This is a genomic window from Collinsella aerofaciens, assembly GCF_040915545.1.
Taxonomy (GTDB): Bacteria; Actinomycetota; Coriobacteriia; order Coriobacteriales; family Coriobacteriaceae; genus Collinsella; species Collinsella aerofaciens_BE.
Genome location: NZ_JBCPDH010000008.1, coordinates 69,679 through 76,296 on the forward strand (window position 1 = coordinate 69,679; position 6,618 = coordinate 76,296).

The following is a 6,618-nucleotide window of genomic DNA, read 5'->3' on the forward strand; positions in this document are numbered from 1 at the left end:
AGTCGGCAAGACCGGCGGAAAGGAAATCGACATGGCACTGCCTAAGGATTTCATCGACACCAACGACTTCACCAAAGAGCAGATCCTGGCTATCGAGGATCTTGGTCTGGCAATGAAGAAGGCCATCAAGGTTGACGGTTATTATCCGCACCTGCTCCGCAACAAGAGCCTTGGCATGATCTTCCAGCAGGTCTCCACCCGCACTCGTCTTTCCTTCGAGACCGCTATGACCGACCTCGGCGGCCATGCTCAGTTCTATGGCCCTGGCACCATCCAGCTCGGCGGTCACGAGTCCCTGGGCGACACCGCTCGCGTTATGGGCTCGCTGCTCGACATCATGATGGCTCGCGTTGACCGTCACAAGGACGTCGTCGGCCTCGCCGAGGGCTCCGCTGTGCCCGTCATCAACGGCATGTCCGAGTTCAACCATCCCACGCAGGAGATGGGCGACCTCATGACCATGCTCGAGAACCTCCCCGAGGGCAAGAAGATCGAGGACTGCACCCTGGCCTTCATCGGCGACGCCACCCAGGTCTGCGTCTCCCTCATGTTCATCGCCTCCAAGGTCGGCATGAAGTTTGTCCAGTTTGGACCTAAGGGCCACCAGATTCCCGACGGCGGCCTGCACGTTGGCACCGTCGAGGAGCGCGCCGAGTTCGGCAAGCAGATGATGGCCATCGCCGAGGAGAACTGCAAGGTCTCCGGCGGCTCTGTCGTCATCTCCGACGACATCGAGTGCATCAAGGGCGCCGACTTCATCTACACCGACGTGTGGTATGGCCTGTACGACGAGGAGGTCTCGGGCGAGAACTACATGGACGTGTTCTATCCCAAGTATCAGGTCACCATGGACATGATGAACTTTGCCGGCCCCAACTCCAAGTTCATGCACTGCCTGCCGGCCACCCGCAACGAGGAGGTCGTCGACGAAGTCATGGACGATCCCGAGCGCTCCCTGTGCTGGGTCGAGGCCGAGAACCGCAAGCACTCCATCCGTGCTCTCCTTGCCGCCCTGGGCAAGCGCACCCCGCTCAACGACGAGGGTGTCGAGTACTCCGCCAAGGCTGAGCTCCACGCCGCTCTCGAGGCTCTCGAGCAGCTCTAAGCCTCAAGGCTTCTAAAAGCACGTTTGCGGGCGGCGGATGCTCGTCTCCTGTCGCCCGCTCACCGAGGCCCAAGCAATTGCCTTAATACCTTAGGGCCTCGGATCTGTCCAAGACTGAGCGAAGGAGCTCATCATGAGCGACGGAAAGAAAAAGCTTTCCTTCTTGACGGTCATTTCGACCATCATCTGCGTCGTCTTCGTTTGCGAGGCCGCCGCTCCTGCTGCTGCCATTGGCAACCAGCAGTTCTTCTGGTGGATCTTCCTGATCCTGACCTTCCTGCTTCCCTACGGCATGGTTGTCGCCGAGCTCGGTACCACCTATGACGGCGAGGGCGGCATTTACGACTGGGTACGCGATGGCCTGGGCGACAAATGGGGCGCCCGCATCTCGTACTACTACTGGGTCAACTACCCGCTGTGGATCGCCTCGCTGGCTACCATGTTCCCCGACATTTTGGGCATGGTCTTTGGCGTCGAGTTCAACTTGATCGCCAAGATGGGTATCGATCTTGCCTTTGTGTGGATCGTCTACCTCATGGGCCGCTCCAAGGCGGCCGACTCCGAGTGGGTCCTTAACGGTGGCGCCATCATCAAGGTCGCCGTTGCCGTTATCGTTGGCGCTTTGGGCATTTGGTATGCCATGGAGAACGGTTTTGCGAACGACATGTCCGCTGCCACCTTCCTGCCCGAGCTCACCAACACCAACGCTCTCGGCTACCTGTCGATCATCATCTTTAACTTCATGGGCTTCGAGGTCATCTGCACCATGACCGACGACATGGCCGATCCCGCTCGCGATATCCCCAAGGCTATCATCGTCGGTGGCCTGTCCATCGCCGTGATCTACCTGTTCGCTGGCTTCGGCATCGGCGCCGCCGTGCCGGCCGACTCCATCGATCCCGACTACGGCATGATCGTCGCAGTCCAGACCATGGTGGGCGACTCCATGATCTTTAAGGTCATCTGCATCGCCTTCCTGATCACCCTGTTCGCCAATATGGCCGCTTGGTCCTTCGGCGTTAACTCCGTTGCTCGCTACGCTGCCGAGCACGGCAACATGCCCAAGGTCTTCGCCTCGATGATCTCGGATGACGACATGCCCAACGGCGCCAACCTGGTCAACGCTGTCGTTGCCTCCCTGGTGCTGTGCCTGCAGCTCGTTCCCATCGACGCCATCTCCAACGGTGTCTTCTGGATGCTCTTTGGCACCTCTGTCGTCTTCCTGCTGTTGACCTACATCCCGATGTTCCCGGCGTTCCTCAACCTTCGTAAGAACGACCCCAACCGTGAGCGCATCTTCACGTTCCCGTTTAAGGGCGCCATGATGAAGGTCATGCTGGCCATCCCCTGCATCGAGCTGGTTCTTGCCATCGTTGCCACGCTGATCCCGTTCTCCGCTGCTGAAATTGGCGACAAGGTCCCGATGATCGTTATCTTCATCGTGCTCGTGCTCATCGGCGAGGTCGTCCGCGTCGTCAGCGCTAAGGGCCGCGAGACCGAGTACAAGGGTCTGACCCCTGAGCTCGCAGCCCAGCGTCTCGCTGAGGAGGCCGCCGAGGCCGAGGAGAACTAGAGCACCCGGTTCTGGGGCTCCAACCCTCCTCGTGTACCAACGCGCGCTTCGTCGGGCTTGTCGCTCCCGACTCCGGGCACTCTAGCCTCTTCGGAGGCGTGTCCAAGCGACAGGTTTGCTAACCATTCCCCCGGGGTGGGTGTGAGCGATAGCTCCGGTAACCACCGCCCACCCCAATCTCTCTTCCGTATCCTTCGTGCGTTTTGTCTCCGCGCACTTGGTTACGTCGTCGCTTGCCGGTGCGATTCCGTGAAAACCGGCACCGGGCGCCCCGACCTTTGCCGGGGAACGGGCGCCTACCATCTCTTGGTTTTAGGCTGCGGGTAACCCGCCCGCAGCAAGCGATCGTTCGATTTGGAGGAAATCTTATGCGTACGATCACCGAGTCCGAGTCCACCCCCAAGGCCGACGGCTTCTTCATGCCCGCCGAGTTCGCCCCGCAGGATCGCGTGTGGATGGGCTGGCCCCACCGCACCGACACCTGGGCCCACGGCGCCAAGCCGGCCCAGAAGCAGTATGCCGCCATCGCCCGCGCCATCTCCGAGTTCACCCCGGTCTATATGTGCGCCAACCAGGTCGACTACGCCAACTGCAAGGCCGTCTTCGAGAACGACGAGAACGTCACCGTCATCGAGATGACCACCGACGACGCCTGGTTCCGCGACACTGCCGCCACCTACGTCATCAACGGCAAGGGCGAGAAGCGCGCCAACCACTGGCACTTCAACGCCTACGGCGGCCTCGTCGACGGCCTGTACTTCCCGTGGGACAAGGACGAGCAGATCGCCCTCAAGATGGCTGAGCTCTCCGGCTGCCGCCGCTATCGTCCCGACGACATGATCCTCGAGGGCGGCTCCATCACCGTCGACGGCGAGGGCACCCTTGTCGTGACCGACCAGTGCCTGCTTTCCCCGGGCCGCACCTGCTCTGCGGTTCTGGAGGAGGAAGAGGATCCCGAGTCCATCTGGCCCAAGTACCGCAAGAAGTTTGAGCCCTGGAGCGAGGAGCTTCGCGCCTACATGGACGAGCACCTCAAGGATTTCCTGGGTGTCGAGAAGGTCATCTGGGTCAAGGAGGGCATCGACCCCGAGGAGACCAACGGCCACATCGACGACGTCGCCACGTTCATCGCGCCGGGCGTCATGGCCTGCATTTGGACCGACGATCCCGAGTATCCGTTCTACGAGCAGTGCCACGCTGCCTACGAGACCCTCTCCAACGCCGTCGACGCCAAGGGCCGCAAGATGAAGGTCTACAAGCTCTGCATGCCCGTGAACCCGCTGTTCATGGACCAGGCTTCCTGCGACACCATCGACGCCGACGAGAACGCCGAGCCGCGCGTCCCCGACGAGCCGCTGATCGCCTCCTACATGAACTACCTCGTGACCAACCACGGCGTTATCGTCCCGCAGTACGGCGACGAGAACGACCAGCTGGCCGTCGACACGCTCCAGAAGATCTACGACGAGGTCTGGGGCGAGGGCGTCTACAAGTGCGTCGGCGTTCAGTCCGAGCAGGTCGTCTTCGGTGGCGGCAACATCCACTGCATTACTCAGCAGGAGCCGTCCGCGTAATTGTCTGTCTTCCCGAGGCACGGCACCTTGCCCTTCAATCGTCGGGCATGACCCTTAAGGTCTATGCCCTCCTCTTTCAGGGCAATCTGCCGCACCTCAGAAACCCAGCCGATCAATCGGACAGTCGGTGAATCGCACCGTGACCATCTCGGGGCATTGATGGTCGGTTTATTCGATGTCTTGGTCGGCTGGGTTTTTCTTTGGGCACTCCGTTGCCTCCACTTCGGAGTGCCCGCCTCTTTGATTGAGTACGCGTCTGATCTGGGATTTATTGCGGGTTAGGCCAATTGTTCGCTTGAATATCCCAGGTCAGACGCGTCTTCAATTGCCAAAAGATACCGGTCGCAATCGCGGCCGTTTTGATCGGAGTATCTATGTACCAGCGTATCGTTATATACACGCGCCTGTTCCGCGAGCGTTGGTCCAACAATTGCATCCTCTCTTCTCTTTGGGATGGCACCTGCACCGGTGACGCGGCCTGCAACCCTACCTTGGGCTGCGCCTTCGGTACAGATGCCATCCTTTTTGCTGTAGGGGAAGCGTGCCATGGCAGGTAAAAAGTTCTCCCTGTTCGAGGTCATCCTCTCGGTTATCTGCGTTGTCTTTACCATCGAGGCGGCTGCTCCGGCATCTGCCATGGGTAACGTGCAGTTCTTCTGGTGGATCTTCCTTATCATTACGTTTTTGCTTCCCTATGGCCTGGTGGTGGCCGAGCTCGGTACGGCGTTCGATTCCGAGGGCGGCCTGTACGACTGGGTTCGCCTGGGCTTGGGAGACCGTTGGTGTGCACGCTGCTCCTGGTGCTATTGGGTCAACTTTCCACTGTGGGTGGCAAGTATCGCCTGCATGTTCCCCAGTGTCATCAATGCGGTATGGGGCATCGAATTTTCGCTTGGGGTCCGAATTGCCATCGAGCTTGCCTTTGTGTGGGGCGTCACGGTCATGGCAATGCAGCCGGTGGCCGAGGCCGATTGGGTCATGGATGGCGGCGCCGTCATCAAGGTGCTCATTACCGCCGTGGTGGGAATCATCGGCATCTGGTTTGCCTGCAACAACGGCTTTGCCAACGATATGTCGTTTAAGACATTTGTCCCCGATCTGGGAGACACTAACTCACTGACGTATCTTTCAATCATCCTATTCAACTTTATGGGCTTTGAGGTGGTCGCGACCTTTGCCAGCACGATGAAGAACCCATCGCGCGATATCCCCAAGGCGGTTATCGCCGGTGGCGTTGCCATCGCGGCGATCTACATTATCTGTGGCATCGGTATTGGAGCCGCGGTTCCCACCGAGCAGCTTTCACTCGATTCGGGCATTGTGGACGCGGTTGCCGCCATGGTGGGGCGCGCTCACCCGCTGACGATGGTCGTGGGCGTGGCCTTTCTGGTAACGCTGTTTGCCAACATGATCTGTTGGAGCTTTGGCGTCAACAACGTGGCGAGCTATGCCGCGCGCCATGGCAACATGCCGCGTCCCTTTGCGCTGGTGTCCAAGAAGACCGGCATGCCCAACGGCTCGGCACTCATTAACGGTTGTTTTGCCAGCTTGGTGCTGCTACTTCAGATTCCGCTGGGTGAAGGTTCCGACGTCTTTTGGGTCTTCTTCTCGATGAACGTCGTCTTTCTGCTCATGAGCTATATCCCGATGTTCCCGGCGTTTTGGCGCCTGCGTAAATACGACGACCGCCCGCGTGTGTTTCGCGCGCCCTTCGAGGGCAAGGTGCTTGCGGTAGCGCTTGCGGTGCCGGTGGTAGAACTCGTGCTTTCGATTGTTGCGACAATCGTGCCGCTTAACAGCTCGCCCGCCGAGATGTCAAAGTTGCCGATCCTCATGGGTGTGGTGATCGGCGTGTTGCTGGGCGAGGTTTCGCGCCTCATATCGCGCCGCGGCCGCAGCATCGACAATCCCGGCGTTGGCGCAAGGGGGACAGGTCGCTTTGCACCAAAACAGTAGCGCCGCGAGTTGTGCGGTGCTAGATGCATCTTGGATTACTGCTCACGCTGCTCGGGATCAGATGCGAGCTTGGGTGCAAAGTAGGGGACGTGGCCCAGGTAGGGGCAGCTGTCCGAACGCGCCTCAACGGCGCAGGGGACATTGTCGTAGGTCATGGAAGAACCGAGTCGGGTGATGGCCTTGGCGGCGGGCGCGACGAGCATCTTGAGCGGAGCGATCGGTGTCATGGCATCTCCTTTCATCGGTGAGACACAGCTTGTTTATCTAAACAATACAGTACGTTTAATCGGTGAGTCTAATCTTGCGGCAAAGAATCTGTCAACATCCTCACAGCCTTGATTATCAACTTCATCCGAACACTTCCCACATTCATCCGCACATGTGCGGATGAATGTGGGAACCCGATACCC

Annotated in this window: 6 protein-coding genes; 4 read left to right on the forward strand and 2 right to left on the reverse strand. The window is 59.5% G+C overall.

What is annotated here, in order from left to right:
* Nucleotides 1–31 precede the first annotated feature (31 nt).
* The 3 genes from ptcA to AB5202_RS04460 all read left to right on the forward strand — a co-directional run bounded on the left by ptcA (nt 32) and on the right by AB5202_RS04460 (nt 4,252).
* The gene (gene ptcA / locus AB5202_RS04450; protein ID WP_117583532.1) at nt 32–1,105 is read left to right on the forward strand and encodes a putrescine carbamoyltransferase; all 1,074 of its coding nucleotides are present in this window, start codon (nt 32–34) and stop codon (nt 1,103–1,105) included.
* Between the two features lie 133 nt (nt 1,106–1,238).
* A complete protein-coding gene (locus AB5202_RS04455) occupies nt 1,239–2,678 on the forward strand; it encodes an APC family permease (protein ID WP_022093785.1) in 1,440 nt (479 codons plus the stop codon).
* Nucleotides 2,679–3,046: 368 nt separating this feature from the next.
* Entirely contained in the window at nt 3,047–4,252 is a 1,206-nt protein-coding gene (locus tag AB5202_RS04460) for an agmatine deiminase family protein (RefSeq protein WP_368144428.1), read from the forward strand.
* Nucleotides 4,253–4,530: 278 nt separating this feature from the next.
* On the opposite strand, the gene AB5202_RS04465 is transcribed toward AB5202_RS04460, so the two are convergent.
* Nucleotides 4,531–4,800 carry a hypothetical protein gene (locus AB5202_RS04465; RefSeq protein WP_368144427.1) on the reverse strand — a complete coding sequence of 90 codons (270 nt, stop codon included), beginning with the start codon at nt 4,798–4,800 and terminating at the stop codon, nt 4,531–4,533.
* Between AB5202_RS04465 and AB5202_RS04470 the strand changes: the two genes are divergently transcribed.
* Nucleotides 4,799–6,208, forward strand: coding sequence for an APC family permease (locus tag AB5202_RS04470; RefSeq protein WP_117746650.1), 1,410 nt, complete (start codon nt 4,799–4,801; stop codon nt 6,206–6,208). The genes AB5202_RS04465 and AB5202_RS04470 overlap by 2 nt on opposite strands.
* Nucleotides 6,209–6,243: 35 nt before the next feature.
* On the opposite strand, the gene AB5202_RS04475 is transcribed toward AB5202_RS04470, so the two are convergent.
* Nucleotides 6,244–6,435 carry a hypothetical protein gene (locus tag AB5202_RS04475; RefSeq protein ID WP_117746649.1) on the reverse strand — a complete coding sequence of 64 codons (192 nt, stop codon included), beginning with the start codon at nt 6,433–6,435 and terminating at the stop codon, nt 6,244–6,246.
* Between the last annotated feature and the right edge of the window lie 183 nt (nt 6,436–6,618).